Origin of the sequence: Streptomyces liliiviolaceus, assembly GCF_018070025.1 — a bacterium.
Taxonomy (GTDB): Bacteria; Actinomycetota; Actinomycetes; order Streptomycetales; family Streptomycetaceae; genus Streptomyces; species Streptomyces liliiviolaceus.
Genome location: NZ_JAGPYQ010000001.1, coordinates 990523 through 1012143, shown reverse-complemented (window position 1 = coordinate 1012143; position 21621 = coordinate 990523). Strand labels below are relative to the sequence as shown.

The 21621-nt window shown below is 71.3% G+C and carries 20 protein-coding genes; 9 read left to right on the top strand and 11 right to left on the bottom strand.

The window, feature by feature from the left end; genetic code table 11:
- The first annotated feature begins 247 nt into the window (after positions 1-247).
- Entirely contained in the window at positions 248-1072 is an 825-nt protein-coding gene (locus J8N05_RS04325) for an aminoglycoside phosphotransferase family protein (protein ID WP_247706141.1), read from the top strand.
- 32 nt (positions 1073-1104) lie between these two features.
- Here the strand turns inward: J8N05_RS04325 and J8N05_RS04320 are convergent, their stop codons facing one another.
- Positions 1105-2151, bottom strand: coding sequence for a zinc-binding dehydrogenase (locus tag J8N05_RS04320; RefSeq protein WP_210890014.1), 1047 nt, complete (start codon positions 2149-2151; stop codon positions 1105-1107).
- A gap of 93 nt (positions 2152-2244) precedes the next feature.
- A complete protein-coding gene (locus J8N05_RS04315; protein ID WP_210881146.1) occupies positions 2245-3471 on the bottom strand; it encodes an FAD-dependent oxidoreductase in 1227 nt (408 codons plus the stop codon).
- A 128-nt stretch (positions 3472-3599) separates the two neighbouring features.
- On the opposite strand from J8N05_RS04315, the gene J8N05_RS04310 reads away from it, so the two are divergent.
- Entirely contained in the window at positions 3600-4301 is a 702-nt protein-coding gene (locus J8N05_RS04310) for a pentapeptide repeat-containing protein (RefSeq protein WP_210881145.1), read from the top strand.
- A 404-nt stretch (positions 4302-4705) separates the two neighbouring features.
- On the opposite strand, the gene J8N05_RS04305 is transcribed toward J8N05_RS04310, so the two are convergent.
- Entirely contained in the window at positions 4706-5206 is a 501-nt protein-coding gene (locus J8N05_RS04305; protein WP_107015315.1) for a hypothetical protein, read from the bottom strand.
- Positions 5207-5243: 37 nt separating this feature from the next.
- Here J8N05_RS04305 and J8N05_RS04300 point away from each other — a divergent pair, with 37 nt between their 5' ends.
- On the top strand, positions 5244-6647 hold the full coding sequence (locus J8N05_RS04300) for a M1 family metallopeptidase (protein WP_210881144.1): 1404 nt from the start codon (positions 5244-5246) through the stop codon (positions 6645-6647).
- Between the two features lie 19 nt (positions 6648-6666).
- Here the strand turns inward: J8N05_RS04300 and J8N05_RS04295 are convergent, their stop codons facing one another.
- Both J8N05_RS04295 and J8N05_RS04290 read right to left on the bottom strand, forming a co-directional pair.
- Entirely contained in the window at positions 6667-7182 is a 516-nt protein-coding gene (locus J8N05_RS04295; RefSeq protein ID WP_210881143.1) for a GNAT family N-acetyltransferase, read from the bottom strand.
- A 275-nt stretch (positions 7183-7457) separates the two neighbouring features.
- Entirely contained in the window at positions 7458-8033 is a 576-nt protein-coding gene (locus tag J8N05_RS04290; RefSeq protein ID WP_210881142.1) for a TerD family protein, read from the bottom strand.
- A gap of 258 nt (positions 8034-8291) precedes the next feature.
- On the opposite strand from J8N05_RS04290, the gene arfB reads away from it, so the two are divergent.
- Positions 8292-8720, top strand: coding sequence for an alternative ribosome rescue aminoacyl-tRNA hydrolase ArfB (arfB, locus tag J8N05_RS04285; protein WP_210881141.1), 429 nt, complete (start codon positions 8292-8294; stop codon positions 8718-8720).
- A gap of 284 nt (positions 8721-9004) precedes the next feature.
- Here the strand turns inward: arfB and J8N05_RS04280 are convergent, their stop codons facing one another.
- On the bottom strand, positions 9005-9568 hold the full coding sequence (locus J8N05_RS04280; protein ID WP_210881140.1) for a flavin reductase family protein: 564 nt from the start codon (positions 9566-9568) through the stop codon (positions 9005-9007).
- Between the two features lie 326 nt (positions 9569-9894).
- Here J8N05_RS04280 and cdgB point away from each other — a divergent pair, with 326 nt between their 5' ends.
- Positions 9895-11595 (top strand): diguanylate cyclase CdgB, encoded by a 1701-nt coding sequence (gene cdgB, locus J8N05_RS04275; RefSeq protein WP_210881139.1) that lies wholly within the window; start codon positions 9895-9897, stop codon positions 11593-11595.
- A gap of 118 nt (positions 11596-11713) precedes the next feature.
- Positions 11714-12700, top strand: coding sequence for a carbohydrate-binding protein (locus tag J8N05_RS04270; RefSeq protein ID WP_210881138.1), 987 nt, complete (start codon positions 11714-11716; stop codon positions 12698-12700).
- Between the two features lie 223 nt (positions 12701-12923).
- On the opposite strand, the gene J8N05_RS04265 is transcribed toward J8N05_RS04270, so the two are convergent.
- The 3 genes from J8N05_RS04265 to J8N05_RS04255 form a co-directional block, all read right to left on the bottom strand.
- A complete protein-coding gene (locus J8N05_RS04265) occupies positions 12924-13853 on the bottom strand; it encodes a 1-phosphofructokinase family hexose kinase (RefSeq protein ID WP_210881137.1) in 930 nt (309 codons plus the stop codon).
- Positions 13854-13971: 118 nt separating this feature from the next.
- The gene (gene nagA, locus J8N05_RS04260) at positions 13972-15144 is read right to left on the bottom strand and encodes an N-acetylglucosamine-6-phosphate deacetylase (protein ID WP_247706140.1); all 1173 of its coding nucleotides are present in this window, start codon (positions 15142-15144) and stop codon (positions 13972-13974) included.
- Positions 15141-16082 (bottom strand): ROK family protein, encoded by a 942-nt coding sequence (locus tag J8N05_RS04255; RefSeq protein ID WP_210881136.1) that lies wholly within the window; start codon positions 16080-16082, stop codon positions 15141-15143. The genes nagA and J8N05_RS04255 overlap by 4 nt, the downstream gene beginning before the upstream one ends.
- A gap of 182 nt (positions 16083-16264) precedes the next feature.
- On the opposite strand from J8N05_RS04255, the gene J8N05_RS04250 reads away from it, so the two are divergent.
- The 3 genes from J8N05_RS04250 to otsB all read left to right on the top strand — a co-directional run bounded on the left by J8N05_RS04250 (position 16265) and on the right by otsB (position 18792).
- Positions 16265-17530 carry an ABC transporter substrate-binding protein gene (locus J8N05_RS04250; RefSeq protein WP_456339974.1) on the top strand — a complete coding sequence of 422 codons (1266 nt, stop codon included), beginning with the start codon at positions 16265-16267 and terminating at the stop codon, positions 17528-17530.
- Between the two features lie 132 nt (positions 17531-17662).
- The gene (locus J8N05_RS04245; protein ID WP_210881135.1) at positions 17663-17902 is read left to right on the top strand and encodes a DUF3263 domain-containing protein; all 240 of its coding nucleotides are present in this window, start codon (positions 17663-17665) and stop codon (positions 17900-17902) included.
- Positions 17903-17931: 29 nt separating this feature from the next.
- Positions 17932-18792 (top strand): trehalose-phosphatase, encoded by an 861-nt coding sequence (gene otsB, locus J8N05_RS04240; protein WP_210881134.1) that lies wholly within the window; start codon positions 17932-17934, stop codon positions 18790-18792.
- A gap of 123 nt (positions 18793-18915) precedes the next feature.
- Here the strand turns inward: otsB and J8N05_RS04235 are convergent, their stop codons facing one another.
- Both J8N05_RS04235 and J8N05_RS04230 read right to left on the bottom strand, forming a co-directional pair.
- Complete coding sequence (locus J8N05_RS04235) at positions 18916-20325, bottom strand: alpha,alpha-trehalose-phosphate synthase (UDP-forming) (RefSeq protein ID WP_210881133.1); 1410 nt, start codon at positions 20323-20325, stop codon at positions 18916-18918.
- Positions 20326-20538: 213 nt separating this feature from the next.
- A complete protein-coding gene (locus J8N05_RS04230; protein WP_210881132.1) occupies positions 20539-21486 on the bottom strand; it encodes a glucosyl-3-phosphoglycerate synthase in 948 nt (315 codons plus the stop codon).
- Between the last annotated feature and the right edge of the window lie 135 nt (positions 21487-21621).

The following is a 21621-nucleotide window of genomic DNA, read 5'->3' as shown; positions in this document are numbered from 1 at the left end:
GCGGGGCGCGCCCGGTGCCCGCGGCGGCTGCGGCGGAGGTTGCGGCAGGGGTGGTGTCCGGGGCCTGGGGGGCGCGTAAGGCGCGGGGGGCGTGCGGTCCGGGCCGGATGCGCTGTCCGGGTCGGACGCGCTGTCCGGGTCGGACGCGCTGTCCGCGTTCTCCGTGCTGCTCATGCGCGGTGACGTTAGCTTCTCCGGGTGGCGGGTGTCTCCTTCGGATTTCGTGGTTCTGGAGAGGGTGAGGGTGGTGACGGTGGGATCCGAGCGGCTGTTGGAGCGCGGCGGGCGGTTTCTGGAGCGGTGGGGGCTGCGCCAGGAGGGCGCGCCGATGAGCGGACAGGTCTCGGTGGTGCTGCCCGTGGTGCGCGGCGACGGGACGCGGGCCGTGCTGAAACTGCAGGACCTCGACGAGGAGACGGCCGGTGAGGGGCTGGCGCTGCGCACCTGGGACGGCGACGGGGTCGTACGGCTGCTGGACGAGGACGTGGAGAGCGGCACGCTGCTGCTGGAACGGCTCGACGAGGACCGGCCGTTGGCCGACGTGCCGGATGTGATGAAGGCGACGTCGGTTCTGGCCGAACTGCTGGCGCGGATGACGGCCGTGCCGGCGCCGGCGGGGCTGCGGCGGCTGGACTCCGTCACCGCGGACATGTTCGAGCGGTTGCCCGCGGTGACGCGCTCCCTCGCCGCGGCGGACGACCGGCGGCTGCTCGCGGACTGCGCGGCGGCCGTGCGCGAGGTCGCGGGCGAGCCGGGGGACCGGCTGCTGCACTGGGATCTGCACTTCGAGAACGTCCTCGCGGCCGACCGTGAACCCTGGCTCGTCATCGACCCGAAGCCGCTCGCCGGGGACCCCTGTTTCGAACTGCTGCCCGCGCTCTGGAACCGGTGCGAGGAGGGGGCGTTGGAGCGCCGCTTCGACCTGATGACGGAGGTGCTGGGGGTGGACCGGGCGCGGGCGCGGGCCTGGACGCTGGGACGGGTGCTGCAGAACTCGCTGTGGCGGGTCGAGGAGGGCGAGGGGCTGGACGAGGACCAGGTCGGTATCGCGCGGGTTTTGCTGGGGCGTTGAGCCCCGGCGGGTGGCGGGCGGCGGGCGGGGTCTCAGGGCTCAAGGACCACCTTGCCGTGGGTGGCCCTGGTCTCCAGCGCGCGGTGTGCGGCGGCCGCTTCCGCGAGCGGGAAGCGGTGCACGTCCGGGACCAGGCGGCCCTCGGCGGCCTCGGTGAGGGCGCGCAGTTCCAGGGTGCGCAGGGGGTTGGGGCCGCCTGTCCTCTGCAGCATGGCGGGACCCAGGACCGACCGGGACACGCCCTCGACGAGGTACGGGGTGCCGTCGTGCAGGCCGGTGCCGGACCAGCCGAAGACGATGTGCCGCCCGGTGGGGTGTGCGCGGTCGGCGCGATGGCCGGGGTGCGTGGGACGCGTGGGGCTTGTAGGGCCCGTGGGGTGTGCGAGGAGTGCGACTGCTTTTTGCGCCGTGTCGCCGCCCACTCCGTCGAAGACGACCGTGGCCGGGCGGTCGCCGAGGAAACGCCTCACCTCGTCCGGCCAGGCGGGGTCCTTGTAGTCGACGGCCAGGTCGGCGCCGTTCTTCTCGACGCGTGCCACCTTGTCCGGGCCGCCCGCCAGACCGATCACGGTGGCGCCCGCGTGCCGCGCGTACTGCACGAGGAGGGTGCCGATGCCGCCCGCCGCGGCCGGGACGAGGACCACGTCGGCGGGGGTCAGGTCGGTGAACTGGAGGATCCCCATCGTCGTACGGCCCGTGCCGATCATCGCGACCGCCTGGGCGAAGTCGAGGTTCCGGGGGATCTCGTGGAGGCGGTCGACGTCGGTGACGGCCAGGTCCGCGTAGCCGCCCGGGTTGAGGCCCAGATGGGCCACCACGCGCTTGCCGAGCCACAGGGCGGCGACGCCCTCGCCGAGCGACTCGACCGTGCCGGCGACCTCGCGGCCGGGGATCGTGGGGAGGGCGGGCAGTTCGGGGTACGGGCCCCTGACGCCCGCCCGGAGCGCGGTGTCCAGGAGGTGTACGCCCGCGGCGGCGACCTCGATACGGACCTGGCCGGGGGCGGGGCGGGGGGCCTGCGTGCGCTCGTACGTGAGGTTCTCGGGCGGGCCGAAGGTGTGGAGGCGGATGGCGTGCATGGGTTCCGGCATGCGTTCCGGGGCGGGCTTCGTGGTGGGCATGGGGTTCCCCCGGGGGTGTGGTGTGCGGTTGGTGCACCCCAGCTTTCGACCTCAAGCATGCTTGAGGTCAAGGCCTGCCCTGCTGCGGATCCCGAAGGCCAGGGACACCGCCTCCAGCGCGCTGTTGAACGACACCTCGGAGAGCACGCCCGGAGCGGCCACCTGGTCGCCCGCGAGGTAGACGTCGTCGCCGCGGTCCACGTGCGGGCGGTCGCGCCAGCTCGTGCCGGGGAGGTCGACGGCGCCCGTGCGGCCGTTCGCGAGCGCCTCGCGCCGGTACGTGACCCGCTCGCGCCAGGTCGGCAGGGCGAGGTCGAGGAGCCGCTCGGCGCGGGCGATGCCGTCCGCGCGTGACGCGTGCGGGGCGATCGGGAACTGGCCCTGGAGGAGCTGTTCGCCGGGTGGGGCGAGGGTGCGATCCTGGGCCGTGAAGCGCTCGATCCAGCCGGGGGCGTCCAGGTCGGAGACGGCGAACGCGTCGCCGCGGCGGGTGCGGACGGCCAGGTCGATCAGGGCCGTACGGCCGCTCGGCCAGGTCAGGGAGCCGTCCCGGAGGAGGGCGCGGGCCGCGTCGAGGGACGTGGCCACGATGACCGGGCCGTGGCCGGCGGGGAGGGCGTCGAGGGTGTCGACGCGGGCGAGGGTCTCCACCCGTACACCGAGGTTCCAGGCGCGGGCCGCCATCCTGTCGATCACACTCGCCCAGCCGCCGCGGGGGTAGTGCGCCTCCGGGGGCAACTTCGTGGCGCGGCGCAGGCGTTCCTGGACGAAGGCGGCGGAGAGGGTGCCGGGGGCGTGGTGGAAGAGGGCGACCGCGGAGTAGTGGGCCGCGGCGGTCGCGCCCTCCTCGCCCGCGATGCTCGTGGCCCAGGTGGCGAAGTCCTGGTCGATGGGGGCCTGTTGGGGTGTGCGGCGCAGGAGTCTGAGCATGGCGAGGGGCGGGGTGCGGCGGAGGGCGCCCTTGTGGTGGAGGCGGAGGCGGGCGGCTTCCAGGGGTGGGAGCGGGGCCAGTTCGCCCAGGAGGCCGCGCTGTTTGAGCCAGGTCCAGTGGGGGCCGCCCTTGTAGAGGGCGTGCGGGCCCTCGTTCGTCCTGTACGGGCCCTCGGCGGTGCGGGCCCGGCCGCCGAGGGTGTGATGGGCCTCGTACACGGTGACCTTGGCGCCTGTCTCCGCGGCGGTGATGGCGGCGGTGAGGCCGGCGAAGCCGCCGCCGATGATCGTGAGGTGCGGTGTGGAATGCGGTGTGGAATGCGGTGTGGAATGCGGTGTGGGGTGCATGGGGTCCGTACCTTTTCGGTGGGGTGTTCTGCGTTGTCCTTACGACTCGTGGTGGGCTCGGAATGTGACATGCGGTGGTGATTTGGCTGGTCAGGGAGGGTGTCAGTGGTGGGGTGCAGGATGGGGGGATGGTGAGCAGAGTGGCGAAGGCCGGGTCCAGGGCGGGCGCGGGGGTCAAGGGTGCTCGGCGGCCCGAGGTGCGGCTGCCGTCGCTGGAGCCGTACGGGGGTGGGGAGCTGGAGCCCGACGGCGACTATGACGGGCTGCTGTTCGGCGAGCTGGATTTCGTGGGGCAGGACGGTGGGGGTGCGCGGTTCATGGACTGCGCGCTGACGGGGTGCGCGGTCGATGAGACACGGCTGCATCATGCGCGGGTGCTGGATTCCGTGCTCACCGGGTTGCGGGGGGTGGGGACGGACTTCGGGTCGGCGACCTTCCGGGACGTGGAGGTGGTCGATGCGCGGCTGGGCGGGGTGCAGTTGCACGGCGCCGTGCTGGAGCGGGTGGTCTTCCGTGGGGGGAAGATCGACTACCTGAATCTGCGGGAGGCGCGGATCCGGGACGTGGTGTTCGAGGGGTGTGTGCTGGTCGAGCCGGACTTCGGGGGTGCTCGGCTGGAGCGGGTGGAGTTCGTGGACTGTGTGCTGAAGGGGGCGGACTTCAGCGGGGTGTCGCTGACGGACGTGGATCTGCGGCGGGCGGCCGAGGTGGGGTTCGCGCGGGGGGTCGATCGGTTGGCGGGGGCTGTGATCAGTCCGGCGCAGTTGTTGGATCTGGCGGGGGTGTTTGCTGCGGAGGTGGGGGTTCGGGTGGTGGGGGTTGATGTGTGAGGGGTCCTGCGGGGCTTAGGGCCCGGGGGGGGGTGTGGTGCGTTGGGGTGGGAGCGGGCCGTGCCGGTACGTCGAGTCCGCCGCCCCCGTGCATACGGCTCTCGGTTGGAAGGTCTGACTTTTTTGCGGGAGCCGTACGCGGCGGACTTTCGACGTACCGGCACGGCCCGCTCCCGGGCGCCGTCGTCGGGTGCCGAGTCCCACGCGCCGGGTGTCGGTCGTCTTTTGGCTCGTCCGGCGTTCGGTGGCTGTCTTCTGTCTTGCGGTGCGTTTGGGGTTTGGTTCGCTTCCGCGTTCGCTTGCTGGCTGGGGTGGTGGTCGTTGTTTTTCAGCCCGTCCGGCGTTTGAGGACGAGGCCGTTCAGGCCGATGGGGGGCTGGGGGCGCAGCCCCAGGGTTTCCGGCTCAGGGGAGTCTGGGGAAGCGGGCTTCCAGGTTCCAGATCGCCGGGTTGTCCCGGAGACCCTCGTGGAGGTCTGTCAGGTCGGCCAGGACGTCGTGGAGGAAGTCACGGGCCTCGCGGCGGAGTTCGGTGTGGGAGAACGTGAGCGGGGGCTCTTCCACCGGCATCCAGTCCGACTCGATGTCCACCCAGCCGAAGCGGCGCTCGAAGAGCATGCGGTCGGTGGACTCGGTGAAGTCCAGTTCGGCGCGCTGGGGGCGGGAGGCCCTGCTGCCCATGGGGTCCTGGTCGAGCTGTTCGACGATGTCGCACAGGGCCCACGCGAAGTCGAGTACGGGCACCCATCCCCAGCCTGTGGACAGCTCCCGGTCCGCCTTCGTGTCGGCGAGGTAGACGTCTCCGCAGAACAGATCGTGGCGCAGAGCGTGGACGTCCGCGCGGCGGTAGTCGGTCTGCGGGGGGTCCGGGAAGCGGGAGGAGAGGGCGTAGCCGATGTCGAGCACGTGGGTGATGGTGTCACGCCGTTCTAGGATCGCCCCCATGCCCCGGTCTGTTGCCTTTGGTTCCGTCGCGGTTCTGCTGGTGTGCCTGCTCACTGGTTGTGACGGGGGTGTGGGGGGTGTCGCGGGGGGTTCCGGGGTGGGGGATCCGTACTTTCCCAAGGCCGGGAACGGGGGGTACGACGTGATCCATTACGGGCTCACGCTCGACTACGAACCGAAGTCCCGGCGGCTGGTGGGGAAGGCGGAGATCCGGGCTCGGGCGGAGAAGGACCTCAGCGCGTTCAACCTTGATCTCAAGGGGATGGGGGTCGGGTCGGTCGAGGTGGACGGGGAGCCCGCTCGGTTCAACCGCAGTGGTGATCATGAGTTGACCGTTCGGCCGCGTAAGGATCTCGACGGCGGTGACTCCTTCGTGGCGGTGGTGCGCTACGAGGGCGTGCCGGAGGTCATCACCGATCCGGACGGGTCCGAGGAGGGGTGGCTGCCCACCGAGGACGGGGCTCTGGGGCTGGGGGAGCCCACCGGGTCCATGGCGTGGTTTCCCGGGAACCATCATCCGAGTGACAAGGCCTCGTACGACATCGTCGTCGAGGTGCCCGAAGGGCTGGAGGTCGTTTCCGTCGGGGAGTTGCGGAAGCGGACGGTCAAGGATGGGCGGGCTGTCTTCGAGTGGCGGGTTGCGGAGCCTGTGGCCTCTTACGTGGTGACCGTGGCGGTGGGGGAGTTCGAGATCCGTCGGTCGATGGCTGGGCGGCTGCCCGTCTACGTGGCCGTGGATCCTGAGCAGGCGGCGGACAGCGCCGAGGTGCTCGATCGCATTCCCGAGGTCATGGAGTGGGCCGAGGACACCTTCGGGCCGTATCCGTTCTCGTCGACGGGGGCGATCGTGGAGCGGGAGGACGATGCCGAGTACGCCCTGGAGACCCAGAACCGGCCCGTGTTCCCCGGCGCGCCCGGCGTGGAACTCCTCGTGCACGAGCTGGTCCACCAGTGGTACGGGAACTCCGTCACCCCGAAGTCCTGGCGCGACATGTGGCTGAACGAGGGCTTCGCCACGTACGCCGAGTGGTTGTGGGACGAGGACCACGGCGGGGACTCCGTGCAGGACGTCTTCGACGCGTTGTACGAGGGGGACTACTTCGACAAGGAGGCGGAGAGCGATGCCGTCTGGGCCTTTCCGCCCGCCCGGCCGCCCGAGGCCGCGCAGATTTCCGACAGTCCTGTGTACGAGCGGGGTGCCATGGTGCTGCACAAGGTGCGGCAGACGGTCGGTGACGAGGTGTTCTTCGGCATCGTGCGGGGGTGGGCCGCCGAGCGGCGGCACGGCAACGCGGACACGGACGACTTCACCGCCTTCGTGGAGAAGGCGGCGCCGGACGAGGACTTCTCGGGGATCTGGGACGACTGGCTGTACGGGGAGGGGCGGCCCGGGAGTCCCTGAGATGCGTGCAGCGACAGGGCTAGCGAAGGATTTTGCGTAGGACCGTGCAGGGGCGGCCCAGTTGGCGGTCCTTGCGGTGGCCGATCGTCTCGTAGCCGATCGTCGTCCAGAAGGCGAAGGCGCCCGGGTTGTTGTCCAGGGCCGCCAGGCGCACGGCGTCCCGGCCCGCCTCGCGGAAGCGGTCCTCGATGCGTGCCGCCAGCTGCCTTCCGTGGCCCTTGCCCTGGTGGGCCGCGTCGACCAGCAGCAGGCCGATCCACGGGTCGGGGTCGCCCGGGTCCGGGTGGTGGGCGAGCGTGATCGCGATCGCGACGAGCTGTCCGGCGCTGCGGGCCTGGAGGACCTCCACGTCCGGGTTCGCCAGCTCGTCCGCCAGTGCCTTCGCGACCTGCTCCGGGCGGATGTCGTGCGGGTCGGGGAAGTCACCGCTGAGGGCGTAGAACGCGTGGTTCGAGGCGTAGAGGGCGGTGAGTTCGGTCAGGAGGGGGCCCGGCAGGTCGTGGTCCGGGGTGAGGGTCAGCGGTTCGAGGATCACGCCGCGAAGGGTAGGCGCTCCGCTGGGGGTGCGGGGAGGGGTGAGGGGAAGGGGTGGGGGGTGCGGGGAGGTCGGCTTCGGGTGCGGATTTGGGTGTGGATTCGGGTGCGGGTCCGGTGGGGGCTGGGCGCGCAGTTCCCCGCGCCCCTTTGGGGGCGCCGGTGCGACCGGGCCCGCGCCTCTTTGGGGGCGCCGGTGCGGGGGCCGTGTGCGACCGAGGGGTCCGGTCCGGCTGCAGCCGGACCGGACCCCTCGGATGTCGTGCGCGTGCTGGATCAGACGTTGACGCCGAAGTCCTTCGCGATGCCCGTCAGGCCGGACGCGTAGCCCTGGCCGACCGCGCGGAACTTCCACTCGGCGCCGTTGCGGTACAGCTCGCCGAAGACCATGGCCGTCTCCGTGGCCGCGTCCTCCGAGAGGTCGTAGCGGGCGATCTCGGTGCCGCCAGCCTGGTTCACGATGCGGATGTACGCGTTGCGGACCTGGCCGAAGTTCTGCGAGCGCGTCTCGGCGTCGTAGATCGAGACCGGGAAGACGATCTTGTCGATGTCGGCGGGGAGACCCGCGAGGTTGACGTTGATCGCCTCGTCGTCGCCGGCGCCCTCACCCGTGCGGTTGTCGCCCGTGTGGACGATCGTCTGGTCCGGGGTCTGCTTGTTGTTGAAGAAGATGAAGTGCGAGTCCGAGTAGACCTTGCCCGCGGGGTTGACCGCGATGGCCGAGGCGTCCAGGTCGAAGTCGGTTCCCGTGGTGGAGCGGACGTCCCAGCCGAGGCCCACGGTGACGGCGGTCAGGCCCGGAGCCTCCTTGGTGAGCGAGACGTTGCCACCCTTGGACAGGCTTACAGCCATTGTTGGGAGTCCTTCCCTCGTTGTTCGTGCGAACGGATCGTGCGGTGCTGCGCGTCGGGCTTCGTACGGGACGAAGCTACCGCCATCCCTAAGAACGCCGATGGGGGTCCCCAGGGTTCCGCTCCTCTTTACTTTCTTTACCTGGGAGGGCGGGGCCGCGTCCCGAGGGGCCGGGGCGCGGGGCGGGCGCGGGCCGGTGACCGTTCCGGTGCCGAAAAGCTGGTGACGTGGACCGGACAGACAAGGGACCATGGGGCCATGTCCGGTCCTTACGTCATCCGTGGCTCCGTCTCGCTGCCCGAGGCCGAGCTGATGTGGCGTTTCTCGCGCTCCTCCGGTCCGGGCGGCCAGCACGTCAACACGACCGACTCGCAGGTCGAACTGCGCTTCGACCTCGCGAAGACCCAGTCGCTGCCGCCGGTGTGGAAGGAGCGCGCACTCGCAAAGCTCGCCGACCGGCTGGTCGACGGGGTCGTCGCCGTGCGCGCCTCCGAGCACCGCTCCCAGTGGCGCAACCGGGAGACGGCTGCCGTGCGGCTCGCCTCCCTGCTCGCCGAGGCCAGCGCCCCGCCGCCCAGGGCCCGCCGCGCCACCCGTATTCCGCGCGGAATCAATGAGCGCCGGCTTCGCGAGAAGAAACAGCGGGGCGACACCAAGCGCGGGCGTTCCGGGCGCGACTGGGGGTGAGAGAAAGGGGTGTCGGGCTGGTCCGGCACTTGTTCCGGGGCCGGTGCGGAACTTGTTCCGGGACTTCTCCCGGTACTTCTTTCAGCGCCTCTTCCTGTGCTTCTTCCAGTGCTTCTCCCGGTACTTCTTTGGCGGCAGTGCTCTGTTCGTCCCGCCCGTACCGCCCGGCGCGGGTTTTCCGACGGCGGAAGAAAAGCCCGGAGAAAAGTGGAGCGGGCACATGCCCGGCTTCACATTCGTACACGGTCGGGCGCGATCGAATCCCCGGTGGGACCGGGAAAGGCCTAGTCCAAGTGCCGGTAGCGGCCCCGGAAATACGTGAGCGGGCCGCCCTCGGCGCTCGGCAGCGAGGACGTCAGGACGCGGCCGATCACCAGGGTGTGGTCGCCCGCGGTCACCCGCTGCTCGGTGCGGCACTCCAGGGTCGCCAGGGCGCCGTCCAGCAGGGGCGCGCCGGACTCCTTGCCGCGGACGTACGGCACGTCCGCGAAGAGCAGGCGGTCCGAGATGCGGTTCTTCATGGCGAAGCGGCTCGCGACGGAACTCTGGCCCTCGGCGAGCAGGGAGACCGCCCACAGGGGCTGTTCGGCGAGCAGGTCGTCCATGCGGGAGCCCTCGCGCAGGCCGATGAGGACCAGGGGCGGGTCCAGGGACACGGACATGAAGGAGGTCGCCGTCATGCCGACGTCCTCGCCGCTCGGGCCGTCCGGGTCGGCCTGCGGCTCGTGCGCGGTCACCAGGACCACGCCGGCGGCCAGCCGGGACATGGCCGCGCGGAACTCGTCGTTGCTCACCCCCACAGCATGCACGGACGGGGCGGGCGGAGCGGCAGAGGGAGTGTTCAGCACACGAAGACGCTATTCTCCGCCGACGGTGGACACATCCGACCATCGTCCGAACCGGGTCCTAGGACTGAAGTGGGAGTGTGACTCGTATCTCTTACCAGGCGCGCGCACATGTTCCACAAATTTGCGTTCAGTAAACGCACCGCGAAAACACAGAAACTCTACTCAATTGTTCATCTTCACCTGTGACTTGAGTCACAGGTGCCATATTTTGTTGACCCTGTGTACCGAGTGGGCAGCGCGCTGTGATTCAGTGGCGAGGAAGCTGGCAGGGAGTAGGCGGGGAGAGAGCCCTGGAGTTGCTGTCGAGGTCTTCGAGGGGAGGGCGAATGGAGACCGAGTCGGAGCCGTACGTCCGCCTTGCGACCCTGCGGCAGCTGCACACGGTCATGGCGGACATGAACACGGCCCGCAGCCTGGCCGACACGCTGCAGACCGTGGCCGACGGAGTCGTCAACGGCCTCGGCTACGAACTGGCCGCCGTCAACCTCGTCCAGCCCGACGGCGACCTGGTGGTCGCCGCCCTCGCCGGGAACTCCGCTGCGGAGGCGCTCATCACCGGCCGCACGGGCTCCCGCGAATCCTGGGAGCGCCGGCTGAACATGGGCGAGGCCTGGGGCGACCTGCGGTTCATACCGCACACCGAGGGCTGGGTCCTCGACGAGGACGACGTCCCGCAGTGGTACACCGACGGCCCCGAACCGCGTTTCGAGGACGAGTGGCACCCCGCCGACCGGCTCTTCGCCCCCATGTACACCCCGAGCGTCCCGAGCGGCTCCTGCGGTGAGCTGATAGGCGTCCTGTCCGTGGACCGTCCGCGCAACGGACGGCATCCGGGCGCATGGGGCCGCGAGGCCCTGCAGATGTACGCGTTCCAGGCCGCCATAGCCATCAGCAACGCGCGGCTGCGCGCCAACATGCAGCGCGCGCTGGTCCGTCTGGAGCGCGAGCAGCAGGCGCTGCGGGCCAGCGAGGAAAGCTTCCGGCAGGCCTTCGAGTACGCGCCCTCCGGCATGGCCGTCGCCGAGATGGGCGGCGACCAGCACGGCCGGATCCTGCGGACGAACGACGCGCTGTGCCGGCTCCTGGGCCGCCCCGCCTCCTCGATGCGCCGCTACGCGTTCTCCGACCTCGTCCACCCCGAGGACATCGGCACCCTGCTGCGGACCTCCGCCGAGGGCGGGCGCGCCGAGCTGAGGCTCTGTCGCCGCGACGGCACGTACGTGTGGGTGTCGCTGCGCAACAGCGTGGTCGCGGACGCCGCCGACGGGCCGCGCTTCCTGCTCACCCACGTCGAGGACATCGAGGAGCGCAAGCGCCGCGAGCTGCAGCTCGCCCACCGCGCCTCGCACGACTCGCTCACCGGCCTGCCGAACTCCGCGGAGCTGCGTTCCCGGCTCGCCGCCCGGCTGTGCGCCCGCCCCACGGCGATGGAACCCGGTGTGGTCGACACGATCGACGCGGCGTACGGCGAAGTGGTGGCCGCGCGCAACGCGAGCGCCAACGGGTACGACGTGAACGCCTACGACGTGAACGGGCACGGCTTCGACTACCGGCCGGTCCCGGACGCCCTGGACGCGTACGACCACCATGTGCACACCGTCACACCCGAGGGGGAGCGCGACGACGGCACGAAGGGGCTCGCGGTGCTCTTCTGCGACCTCGACGGCTTCAAGTCGATCAACGACCGCTTCGGGCACAACGCCGGTGACTACGTGCTGATCGAGGTCGCCCGCAGGCTGGGCGGCGCCGTGCGCGACGGCGACACGGTCGCCCGGCTCGGCGGCGACGAGTTCGTGGTGCTCGCCGACGGGCTCGGCCGGGCCGACGCGGAGGACCTCGCGGTACGGCTGCGCAACGAGATAATCCAGCCGATCAGGGTCGACGGACGGGCCATGCGGGTCGGTGCCAGCTTCGGTATCGGGTGGGCACACTGCGGCATGACGGCGGACGAGGTCTTGCAGTCCGCTGACGAGCGGATGTACGTAGAGAAACGTTCTCGTCCCAAAGCGCACAGGCGTGCGGGCTGATCCGCAGGTCAGCGCTGTCATGCGAGCTGAGTCACCCTTTTGGGGCATCGGAACCGGGTAGGCTCGCCTTTCGATCCCCCGTACCGCATCTGTACCGCACCCGCTAGGAGACCAAGGGATGACGCCCGGCAACAACGGCGCGAGCACGCCCGAGGACGACGACCCGTTCGGCTATCTGTACGAGGACGGGAAGGCCGCCGGAGCCCAGCCGCCGAGCGGCGGTGGTGGTTACGGCTACCCCGGCTCGGTCAACCGGGTGCGTCCGGTCGGAGAGCGCCAGTACGGCCAGTCCGCCGCGCAGGCCGCCGCCCCCACCGCGCAGTACGGGCAGGTGCCGCAGCAGCAGGGCACGTACGGGCAGCAGGGGCAGTACGGCCAGCCGACCGCGAACTACGCCACGGCCGAGAACCACTCCGGCGGCGCGTCCACCACGCACCAGCAGACGCACGGCGGCCGGGGCGGTGGCGGCCGGGGCCGCGGGCCCAACACCAAGGGGCTGCTGATCGGCGCCGTCGCCGTGGTCGCGGCCGTGGTGATCGGCATCGCCATCGCGATGACGGGCGGGGACTCGGACGACGACAAGAGCGGCGACGACACCGCCGGTCCGACCGCGTCGGCCGGGCAGAGCGCCGAGCCGAGCGAGACGTCCAGCAAGGAGGCCGAGGAGCCGGCCGAGCTGCCCGACATCGACGCGAAGGCCCTGAAGCTCGGTGCCGGTGTGACGACCGCCTCGGACATCGAGGGCGCGAGCGCGGCGGGCGGCATCTACGTGACCGGCCTCAACCAGGTCGGCGCCGAGGTCACCTGGACCGTCAACGGCATCCCGAAGGCCGGGACGTACACCGTCTTCACGAAGTACAGCGTCCCCGGCAAGGACGCCAAGATGACGCTCACCGTGAACGGCAAGGAGTTCGGCAGCAAGCTGAACCTCGGGAACTTCGCGGGGGCCAAGGAGAACGAGTGGGAGAAGGGGTGGACGGAGACCTACTCCTGGCCCACTCTCACCAAGGGCACCAACACGATCTCCATCTCCTGCCAGGAGGGGGACGACTGTGACGTGCTCCTCGACCAGCTTCGGCTGAAGGCCGGGCAGGTCAAGAACTGAGCGTTGATTCTGGCTTTCTACTTGCCGTGGTGGGGTCCGGATTCGGGTGCGGGTCCGGTGGGGGCCGTTCGCGCAGTTCCCCGCGCCCCTGTAAGACAAAAGATTGCGCCGTTCCCCGCGCCCCTGATGGGGGCGCGGGGAACGGCGCATCTTTTAGGGGCGCGGGGAACGGCGCGACCAGCCCCCACCGGCCGGCACGTGACGAAACGACCCGCGCGGAGCGCTACGCCGCGGTCGTCTGGCTCGTCACGGAGACTCGGGACAGCAGTTCCTCGTAGGCTGGGCGGTCGAACTCCCCGGCCACAGGGGCCAGTACCGTCGCCGCGGACAGCGCGACCGCTCGGGCCAGGCGGTCCGGCCAGGGCAGTTTCTCCACCAGGCCCGACAGCAGGCCCGCGACTGCGGAGTCCCCGGCGCCCGTCGGATTGCCGCGGACCGGCCGGGGCGGGGCCGCGCGCCAGTCGCCCTCGGGCGTGCGGGCCAGCAGCCCGTCCGCGCCGAGCGACGCCACCACCGCGTGCGCCCCGCGCCGCCGCGCGTCCCGCGTGGCCTGCGACGGGTCGTGCGAGCCGGTCAGCTCGGCCAGTTCGTCCGCGTTCGGCTTGACGACGTCGGGGCGGGCCGCGATCCCCCGCCGCAACGGCTCCCCACTCGTGTCGAGCAGCACCGGAACCGCCAACGCCCGAGCCGTGCGCACGAGTTGGGCGTACGCCCCGACCGGCACCCCGGGCGGCAGGCTGCCGCACAGGGCCACCGCGGAGCAGGACCGCAGCAGAACCTCGTACGCCTCCTGGAAGTCGGCCCACTCGGCGGGCGTGATCTCCGGGCCCGGTTCGTTGAGTTGAGTCGTGTCACCGGTCGTCGTGTCGGCCACCGCGATCGTGCGGCGGGTCGAGCCGCTCACCGGGACCAGCGCGTCGACGACCTCCGGCGTCCGCGCCAGCCGGTCGCGGAGGGCCCGCCCGGTGACGCCGCCCACGAAGCCCGTCACGGTCACCTCGTGGCCGAGGGCCGCGAGCACCCGGGCCACGTTCAGGCCCTTCCCGCCGGGCCGTTCGGTCATCTCGTCGACCCGGTGGGACGCGTGGGGCCGCAACTCCCGTACGCGGTACGTGATGTCGAGAGCGGTGTTCAGCGTGACCGTGAGAATCACCTGGGCCTGCCTCTCTCGATGCGGACCCGCTCGCCCGGTGCGCGCGCGGATGCCACGGATGTGCTCGTCCGAAAGTCCGATCATGCCAAAGGCAACGGCCGTCGGCCCAGTCCCCGGCTCAGGCGGTCCGAGGTTCGACCAGCCACGCGCCCCGGCGCATCACACCCTTGAGCTCGAAGGCGGAGTCCAGGACCACCAGGTCGGCGTCCTTGCCCGGCTCCAGCGAACCCACCCGGTCGTACAGGCCCAACTGCCGTGCCGGATTGGCGGAGATGGCCGCGACGACGTCCTCGACGGGCAGCCGGTCCACGGTCACCGCGCGCTTGAAGGCCCGGTCCAGGGTGAGCGTGGAGCCCGCGATCGAGCCGCCCTCCACCAGCCGCGCCACACCGTCCGCGACCTCCACCTCCAGCGGGCCGAGCATGTAGCGGCCGTCGCCGAAGCCCGCCGCGTCCATCGCGTCCGTGATGAACGCCACCCGCCCACCGCCCGCGTGATGGAACGCCAACTGCAGGGACGCCGGGTGGAGATGGACACCGTCGTTGATCAGCTCGACGGTGATCCGCTCGTCCTCCAGCAGGGCCGCGATCGGGCCCGGCGTGCGGTGCCCGAGCACCGGCATCGCGTTGAACAGGTGCGTCGCCACGGTCGCGCCCGCGTCGATGGCCTCCACCGTCTGCTCGTACGTGGCGTCCGTGTGCCCGATCGCCGCGATGACGCCGTGCTCGACGAGCAGGCGTACGGAGTCGATGCCGCCCGGCAGTTCGGTGGCGAGGGTGACCATCCGGGCCTGGCCGCGCGCCGCGTCGATCAGCTTGCGGACCTCCGACGGGTCGGGGTCGCGCAGCAGCTTCTCGGAGTGCGCTCCCTTGCGGCACGGGGAGATGAACGGGCCCTCGAAGTGGACGCCCGCGATGTCGCCCTGCTCGGCCAGTTCGGAGAGCAGCCCCGCGCGCTGGGCCAGGCCGTCCATGTCGCCGGTGACCGTGGAGGCGACGAGGGTCGTCGTGCCGTGCGCGCGGTGGGTGCGGATGCCCTTGAGGATCTCCTCGACCGTGCCCGAGGTGAAGGAGGCTCCGCCGCCGCCGTGGTTGTGCATGTCGACGAAGCCGGGGACCACCCAGTGGTCGCGCAGGTCCACGGTGGGGGCGCCCTCGGGAGCGCTCCCGGCGATGCGGGTGCCGTCGACGATCAGGCGTCCGCCGTGCACTGTTCCGGTGGGGAGGACTACGTTCGCGCCGGTGAGGATCGTGATGTGCGGGCCGGTGGGAGACATGCGCTCAGTGGTCATCGGGCGGATACCTCCGAAGTGGTGGCCAGCAGGTCCCAGGCGAGGAGGCCCGCGCCGAGGCAGCCGGCCGTGTCTCCGAGTGCCGCGGGGACGATGGACGGCAGTTTCTGGAAGGTGACGCGCCGCTCGACCGCGGCCCGCAGTGGTGTGAACAAGGTTTCCCCCGCCTCGGCGAGACCGCCACCGATGATCAGGACGCGCGGGTCCAGCAGAGTGAGCGCGGTGACGAGTCCGTCCGCGAGCGCGTCCACCGCGTCCTGCCAGACCGCCCGCGCGCGGGGGGCGCCGGACTCGACGGCCTTCGCGCAGTCCGCCGCGTCCGCGTCCCGGTCGCCGGAGGCCTCGGCCCACGCCTCGCTGACCGCGGCCGCCGACGCGTACCGCTCCAGGCAGCCGTGCTGCCCGCACGGGCAGGGGGCGCCTCCGGGACGTACGACGACATGGCCGATCTCGCCCGCGAAACCGTGCGCGCCCGCCTCCACCCGGCCGTCGATGCCGATCGCGCCGGCGATGCCCGTGCCCAGCGGTACGAACAGGAAGCGGTCCGCTCCCCGGCCTGCGCCGATCCGGCCCTCGGCGAGGCCACCGGTGCGTACGTCGTGGCCGAGGGCGACCGGCGCCCCGGACAGCCGCTCGCTGAGCAGCTTGCGCAGTGGTACGTCGCGCCAGCCGAGGTTGGCCGCGTAGGCGGCGATGCCGCGGTCGGCGTCCACGATGCCGGGGACGGCGACGCCCGCGGCCGCCGCGGGCTCGCCGAGGTGGTCCTCGCCGTGCGCGCGCAGGTCGGCGGCGAAGGCGAGGATCGACTCGACGACGGAGTCCGGGCCGCGCTCCCGGCCCGTCGAGCGGCGGGCCTGGTGCAGCAGCTCGCCGTCCGCCCCCACGAGGGCGGCCTTCATTCCGGTGCCGCCCACATCCAGGGCGATGACGTGTCTCACACGTACAGTGTCGCCCCTTACCCCGTGAGAGGTCTAGTCCACTTACGTGGTGTAGACCTTAGAGCGAAAATTGCGATTCGAAAGTTTGGGATCGCATGAGCGAATCGGTGGGGTACGCGGGCACTTGGGCACGCGGACGCCAGGGCGCGCTCATGGGACGAACAGGGTTGAGGACGGCTGTAGTGCAGCGGCGAGTGACAAGTCTGATCGCGGTGGCTTCCGCACTGGGTGTGACCGCGGCCCTCGGAGGCTGCGGAAGTTCCGCCGGGTCCGGTGACGTCACGCTGAAACTCGTGGCGGCCGACTACGGCGACTCCAAGGCGAACAGCTCCCAGAAGTACTGGGACAAGCTGACGCAGGCCTATGAGGCGAAGCACCCCGGTGTGGACGTCCAGGTCAGCGTCTACTCCTGGAACGACGTGGACGCCAAGGTCAAGGCCATGGTCGACGCGGGCGACCCGCCCGACCTGGCGCAGGTCGGCGCGTACGCCGACTACGCCGCCGCGGGGGAGCTCTACCGCGCGGGCGACGTGCTCTCCATAGACACCCAGGCCGACTTCGTGTCGCAGCTGTCCGCGGCGGGGGAGATAAACCGCACGCAGTACGGCATGCCGTTCGCCTCCTCCACCCGGCTGCTCTTCTACAACAAGACCCTCTTCGCCGACGCCGGCCTCACCCCGCCGGAGAGCTGGAGCGACCTCGCCTCCGACGCGGCGGCGCTCAAGGCCAAGGGCGTGAAGTACCCGTACGCGCTGCCGCTGGGGCCGGAGGAGGCGCAGGCCGAGACGCTGATGTGGCTGCTCAGCGGTGGTGACGGGTACACCGACACGGTCGGCTCCTACAGCATCGACTCCCCGCAGAACGTCGACACCTTCACCTGGCTCAAGGAGGAGCTCGTCGACAAGGGCCTCACCGGGCCGGTCGCGCCCGCGAAGCTCAACCGGGCGGACGCCTTCGCGGCGTTCACGCGCGGCGAGGTCGGCATGCTGAACGGCCACCCGACGCTGATGAAGGCCGCCGCGGCGAAGGGCGTGAAGTTCGGCATGGTGCCGATGCCCGGCGCGAAGGGGCGTTCCAAGGCCACCATGGGTGTCGCCGACTGGATGATGGCGTTCAAGAAGAACGGGCACAAGGACCAGATCGGGGACTTCCTCGACTACGTGTACAGCGACGAGAACGTCCTTGAGTTCTCCCACGAGTACGACCTGCTGCCCGTGACGACGTCCGCGTCCGAGGCGATGGCCCTCGACAAGGACGACGCCGACCTCGTCGACTTCCTCGGCGAGCTGCCCAACGCCGAGCTGTATCCCGTGGGGCAGACGTCCTGGGCCGCGGTCAGCGCGGACATCAAGCAGCGGATCGGGGAAGCGGTGAGCCCGGACGGGAAGCCGGGGGCCGTGCTGGGGCAGTTGCAGCGGGCTGCTGCCGCTGCCCAGAACGCGGGGTGACTCCGTCGGTTGGGCGGTGCGGGTCCGGTGGGGGCGGGCCGCGCAGTTCCCCGCGCCCCTTGGGGGCTGCGCCCCCTGAAAGACAAAAGATCGCGCCGTTCCCCGCGCCCCTTCGGGGTTAGCGTTGGGCGTATGGGTGACCAGGAGCTGACCGCGCAGGAACGGGACGTGCTCGCGTTGGAGGGGCGGGGGTGGGAGTCGCCCGGGGCCAAGGAGCGGGCTGTCCGTGAGGAGCTGGGGATCGCCCCGGTTCGCTACTACCAGCTGCTGAACGCCCTGCTGGACGCGGAGCGGGCCCTCGCGTACGACCCGGTGACGGTCAACCGCCTGCGGCGCGTCCGTGAGGTACGCAGGGGCGAGCGGGAGGCTTAAGACGCCACCTCGGCGGATAGGGTCGCAGCATGGCCAGTCACCCCGACCCATCGTCGCTGCCGAGCCCCGCGACCGCGGCGGGCCGAGACGGCCTCGCCGCGATCCTCGCGCGGCCCCACAAGGCCGTCCTCGCCTTCGACTTCGACGGCACGCTCGCGCCGATCGTCCCCGACCCCGAGCAGGCCCGCGCCCACCCGGACGCCGTACCGGCCCTGGCGGCGCTGGCCCCCAAGGTCGCGTCGGTGGCCGTCGTCACCGGCAGGCCCGCGTCGGTCGCCGTGCGGTACGGCGGTTTCGCCGGGGTCCCGGGCCTCGACCACCTCGTCGTGCTCGGCCACTACGGGGCGGAGCGCTGGGACGCGGTCACCGGTACGGTCCGGGCCCCCGCGCCGCACCCCGGTGTCGCCGCGGTCCGCGCCGAACTGCCCGGTTTCCTCGACGGCATCGGCGCCTGGCAGGGCAGCTGGATCGAGGAGAAGGGCCGGGCCGTCGCGGTCCACACCCGCCGGGCCGAGGACCCGCAGGCCGCCTTCGAGGCACTGCGCGAACCGCTGTCCCGGCTGGCCCAGAAGCACGGCCTGATCGTCGAACCGGGGCGGCTGGTGCTGGAGTTGCGTCCGGCGGGCATGGACAAGGGCGTCGCCCTCGGCGCGTACGTGCGCGATGCCGGCGCCGAGTCGGTCATGTACGTCGGCGACGACCTCGGCGACCTGCCGGCCTTCGCCGCCGTCGAAAAACTCCGCTCCGACGGCATCCCGGGCCTCCTGGTCTGCAGCGGCAGCACAGAGGTGACGGAACTGGCCGACCGCGCAGACCTGGTGGTGGACGGCCCGGAGGGCGTCACGAGGCTGCTCACGGCCCTGGCCACCCACTTGGCACCGCCCCGCTAGGGGCGCAGCCCCAAAGGGGCGCGGGGAACGGCGCAGTCTTTTGCCTTTAAGGGGCGCGGGGAACTGCGCGACCGGCCCCCACCGGCCCGCAGCTCCAAACCGACCCCGCGTCAGCGAACGCCCCTAAGAGCCGAGCGCATGCAACTGGTCAAGAAACCACTGCGCCGGAGGCAACGCGGTGGCGGCCACAGCCAACCGCTTCGTCCGCTCGGCCCGCTCAGCAAGAGGCACGGTCAACGCCTCATGCAACGCATCCGCGGTGGACGACACGTCGTACGGGTTCACGACAACCGCGTCCTCGCCCAACTCCTCGTACGCCCCCGCCTCCCGCGACAGCACCAGCACGCACCCGTCGTCGGACACGACGGGCACCTCCTTCGCGACGAGGTTCATCCCGTCGCGGATGGGGTTCACGAGGGCCACGTCGGCCAGCCGGTACGCCGCGAGCGAGCGCGCGAAGTCGTCCTTCACGTGCAGCACGACCGGCGTCCACCCGGCCGTCCCGTACGCGGAGTTGATCTCGTCGGCGACCCGCCGCACCTCGGCCGTGTAGTCGCGGTACACCGCCAGGTCCTGCCGCGACGGGTACGCGAACGCCACGTGCACCACCCGCTCGCGCCACTCGGGCCGGTCGTCCAGCAGCTGCCGGTACGCCAGCAGGCCGCGCACGATGTTCTTGGAGAGCTCGGTCCGGTCCACCCGCACGACGGTCTTCCGGGCGCTGCCGTCGGGCGCGGTGCCGATCTGCTCGCGCAGCGCGGCCATCCGCTCGTCGACGTCCGGGCGGTGCGAACGCTCGCGCAGGAAGTCCGCGTCGGCGCCGAGGCCGTGCACGCCGATCCGCGTGTCCGGGTCGAAGTCGTCCCCCAGTACGGCCCGACAGCACTGCGTGAACGCGTCCGCCCACCGCCGGGTGAGGAACGCGGCCCGGTCGGCGCCGAGGATGCCGTCGAGGACCTTCGCCGCGATGTCGTCCGGGAGGAGCCGGAAGTAGTCCGGCGGGGCCCACGGGGTGTGCGAGAAATGCCCGATGCGCAGGTCGGGACGGAGTTCGCGGAGCATCCGCGGCACGAGCGTCAGGTGGTAGTCCTGTACGAGGACCGCTGCGCCGTCCGCCGCCTCCTCGGCCAGTGCCTCGGCGAAGGCCCGGTTGTACGTCTCGTAGGCCGCCCACTTGCGCCGGAACTCCGCGTCGAAGACGGGTTCCAGGGGGGTCTGGTAGAGCATGTGGTGGACGAACCACAGCGCGGAGTTCGCGATGCCGTTGTACGCGGCGGCGTGGGTGTCGGCGTCGATGTCGAGCATCCGGACGCCGTCCTCGCCCACGCCCCGCCGGACGGCCTCGCGGTCGCCGTCGCCGAGGGCCGAGCAGACCCACAGGGCGCCGGCGTCGGGGCCGATGGCGGAGAGGCCCGACACGAGTCCGCCTCCGCCGCGCTTGGCCGTGAGCTCGCCGGACTCGTCCTCGGTGTACGAGACCGGGCCGCGGTTGGACGCGACGAGGACGGGGTGTGTGCCGTGGGTGGGAGCCATGACTCGAAATCTAGCCGCAGCGCTATCCGCTCAAACGTTCCCCCTGGCCGCGGCGGGAGGTCGTGGGTCACCTGGCCCCCGGTGGGGGCGTGCCGCGCAGTTCCCCGCGCCCCTAAAGACTGCGCAGTTCCCCGCGCCCCTGATGGGGGCGCGGGGAACTGCGCGAACGGCCCCCACCGGGCCGCGGACGACAATGCTCCCGCAGGCTCCCGACTAAGCCGCGCGGCGCGACACGTACTCCCTGATGTCGGTCATCGGGGGACGTTCCTCCATGTCCACCGAATGCGTTCGCGGCTCGAAACCCCGCTCCCCCCGGACGAACTGCGTCAACGACGGCCGGATCATGTGCCCGCGCGCCAGCCGGAGCTGAGCGGTCCGATAGATCGCCGCGGACATCCGCCCGAGCGCCTGCCCGTCCTGATGCCGGTGCTTGCGGACGCCCACGTCCACCTGCGCGAGGGCGTCGAGCCCGACCAGATGCAGCGAGTCGACCAGCATGCCCAGCTCCACCCCGTACCCGACGGGGAACGGAAGCCGTTCGAGGAGCGAGCGGCGGGCCGCGTACTCCCCGCCCAGCGGCTGGACGAAGCCGGCCAGCTGCGGCCAGTGCATGTTGAGCAGCGGCCGGGCCATGAGTTCGGTGACCCGGCCCCCCTGGCCCGACGCGGAGCCCAGCGGACGGTCGTACATCGCCTTGACGAGGTCGACCCCCGGATCCGTGAGCAGCGGACCGACGATCCCGGAGACGAAGTCCGCCGAGAACTCCTTCAGGTCCGCGTCGACGAAGGCCACGATGTCCCCGCGCGTGACGAGCAGCGAGCGCCACAGCACCTCGCCCTTGCCGGGGACGGCCGGGATACGGGGCAGGATCTCGTCCCGGTGCACCACCCGGGCACCCGCGGCCGCGGCGACCTCGGAGGTGCGGTCCGTCGATCCCGAGTCGATCACCACGATCTCGTCGACGAGCGGCACTCTCGCGGTCATCAGCTCACGGCGGATCACGGCGACGATCTCGCCGACGGTCTCCTCCTCGTTGAGCGCGGGCAGTACGACACTGACCGTGGAGCCCGTGGACCGCTTCGCGGCGATCAGCTTCTTGAGCGGGCGGTCCTCGACGGACCAGGAGCGCGTGCTCAGCCAGCGCTCGACGTCTTCCAGCACGTGCGGCTCTCCCTTGCGTTCATCGGGATGCGTGCGTCCCGCCGCGACGTAAACCGGTGTGACGGTCATCTCGCGGTTCGGACGGCTCTCTCCACCATCCATGCCGTCGGTTACAGTCTTGAACAACGCTGATGA

Coding starts and splice junctions, on each gene's coding strand:
- J8N05_RS04270 (WP_210881138.1), top strand. CDS start 11,714: ATGACGCCCGGCAACAACGGCGCGAGCACGCCCGAGGACGACGACCCG.
- otsB (WP_210881134.1), top strand. CDS start 17,932: ATGGCCAGTCACCCCGACCCATCGTCGCTGCCGAGCCCCGCGACCGCG.
- J8N05_RS04245 (WP_210881135.1), top strand. CDS start 17,663: ATGGGTGACCAGGAGCTGACCGCGCAGGAACGGGACGTGCTCGCGTTG.
- J8N05_RS04310 (WP_210881145.1), top strand. CDS start 3,600: ATGGTGAGCAGAGTGGCGAAGGCCGGGTCCAGGGCGGGCGCGGGGGTC.
- cdgB (WP_210881139.1), top strand. CDS start 9,895: ATGGAGACCGAGTCGGAGCCGTACGTCCGCCTTGCGACCCTGCGGCAG.
- J8N05_RS04320 (WP_210890014.1), bottom strand. CDS start 2,151: ATGCACGCCATCCGCCTCCACACCTTCGGCCCGCCCGAGAACCTCACG.
- arfB (WP_210881141.1), top strand. CDS start 8,292: ATGTCCGGTCCTTACGTCATCCGTGGCTCCGTCTCGCTGCCCGAGGCC.
- nagA (WP_247706140.1), bottom strand. CDS start 15,144: ATGACCACTGAGCGCATGTCTCCCACCGGCCCGCACATCACGATCCTC.
- J8N05_RS04290 (WP_210881142.1), bottom strand. CDS start 8,033: ATGGCTGTAAGCCTGTCCAAGGGTGGCAACGTCTCGCTCACCAAGGAG.
- J8N05_RS04315 (WP_210881146.1), bottom strand. CDS start 3,471: ATGCACCCCACACCGCATTCCACACCGCATTCCACACCGCATTCCACA.
- J8N05_RS04300 (WP_210881144.1), top strand. CDS start 5,244: ATGCCCCGGTCTGTTGCCTTTGGTTCCGTCGCGGTTCTGCTGGTGTGC.
- J8N05_RS04235 (WP_210881133.1), bottom strand. CDS start 20,325: ATGGCTCCCACCCACGGCACACACCCCGTCCTCGTCGCGTCCAACCGC.